Genomic DNA, 1199 nt, shown 5'->3' on the forward strand with positions numbered 1-1199 from the left:
CGGATTTTTCACCCAGTCCTTGTCGGACCGCGATCCTGAGCTTTTTGGCTCGATCCGGTCTGAGCTGGGTCGTCAGCGCGACGAGATCGAGCTGATTGCGTCCGAGAACATCGTCTCTGCCGCCGTGATGGAGGCGCAGGGTTCGGTGATGACCAACAAATATGCCGAAGGTTACCCGGGCCGGCGCTATTACGGAGGCTGCGAGTTTGTTGATATCGCCGAGAATCTGGCCATCGACCGCGCCAGGCAGCTGTTTGGCTGTGGCTTTGCCAATGTGCAGCCGAACTCGGGCAGCCAGGCCAACCAGGGCGTGTTCCAGGCGCTGATCCAGCCCGGCGACACCATTCTGGGCATGAGCCTGGATGCGGGTGGCCACCTGACCCACGGCGCGCGGCCCAACCAGTCGGGCAAGTGGTTCAACGCCGTGCAATACGGCGTGCGCCAGCAGGACAACATGCTGGACTATGATCAGGTCGAGGCGCTGGCGAAAGAGCATAACCCCAAGCTGATCATCGCGGGCGGTTCGGCCATCCCGCGTCAGATCGATTTTGCCCGCATGCGTCAGATCGCCGACATGGTCGGCGCCTATCTGCACGTGGACATGGCGCATTTCGCCGGTCTGGTTGCGGCGGGCGAGCACCCCAGCCCGTTCCCCTACGCGCATGTGGCGACCACCACCACACACAAGACCCTGCGCGGCCCACGTGGGGGCATGATCCTGACCAATGATGAAGATATCGCTAAGAAAGTGAATTCGGCGATCTTCCCCGGCATTCAGGGCGGCCCGCTGATGCATGTGATCGCGGCCAAGGCCGTGGCCTTTGGCGAGGCGCTGCGCCCCGAGTTCAAAAGCTATATCCAGCAGGTCGTGACCAATGCGCAGGCGCTCAGCGATCAGTTGATCAAGGGCGGGCTCGACACTGTGACCCACGGCACCGACACCCATGTGGTGCTGGTCGACCTGCGCCCCAAGGGCGTCAAGGGCAACGCCACCGAAAAGGCCCTGGGCCGGGCGCATATCACCTGCAACAAGAACGGCGTGCCGTTTGACCCGGAAAAGCCGACCATCACGTCGGGCATCCGCCTTGGCAGCCCCGCCGGCACCACCCGCGGCTTTGGCGAGGCCGAGTTCCGCCAGATCGCCGACTGGATCATCGAAGTGGTCGACGGCCTGGCCGCCAACGGCGAAGACGGCAACG

General features: G+C 63.6%; 1 protein-coding gene. It reads left to right on the forward strand.

Annotation, left to right across the window (positions count from 1 at the left end):
- Positions 1-1199, forward strand: a 1199-nt coding sequence (gene glyA, locus ACR0M9_RS21090) for a serine hydroxymethyltransferase (RefSeq protein ID WP_480774606.1), incomplete at both ends; no start/stop codon positions are given.

It is taken from the genome of Ruegeria sp. CH2, assembly GCF_056537065.1.